Below are 537 nucleotides of genomic sequence, written 5' to 3'. Positions count from 1 at the left end.
AAGCTGACCCAAGTCTATGACCGCGCTCATCCACGTGCGACGCACACACAAAACGAGAGAGAATAATATGGTACAAAAATAGACGGTGATGTTGACTATGCTAGGCGATGACACTGAAAAATAGGCAGCTTTTGCCGTGCCTGCTCTTGAGCGTGCTTGTCTAAATCTGCAAACACCAAAGCATAGTTTTTGTCTTGGGTTTGATTATCAAGATGGCTGTTGTCATAACAGTCTTTGACAGTACCATTAAAATCAGTAATGGCCGTATGTCCCCATGTCTGACGAATGTTGCCGTTTTTGTACGCATGATCACCGCCTTGCGCCGCACCAATGACCATACATTGACTGTCCAAGGCGCGAGCTTGCAACAATAGCGACCAGTGCGCTTGTCCTGTCAAATAAGTAAAAGCAGAGGGCGCGCTTAATAAGTCGGCTCCAGCTTGGCGTAGACGCTGAGCTAGGGCTGGAAAGCGCAAATCAAAACATACCATCATCCCAAGTTGATAGACTAAATTGTTTGCTTCAATGGGCGCCACG

Annotated in this window: 1 protein-coding gene; it reads right to left on the bottom strand. The window is 47.1% G+C overall.

Features of this window, described 5'->3' with window-relative positions:
* Positions 1-95: 95 nt before the first annotated feature.
* A partial coding sequence (locus tag ACS8FD_RS24005) for a nitrilase-related carbon-nitrogen hydrolase (RefSeq protein WP_439277691.1) occupies positions 96-537 on the bottom strand: 442 nt, incomplete at its 5' end.

The organism is Psychrobacter sp. 1U2 (genome assembly GCF_051847575.1).
The sequence above is the reverse complement of the archived record's forward strand: the minus strand, read 5'-3'. Positions and strand labels throughout refer to the sequence as shown.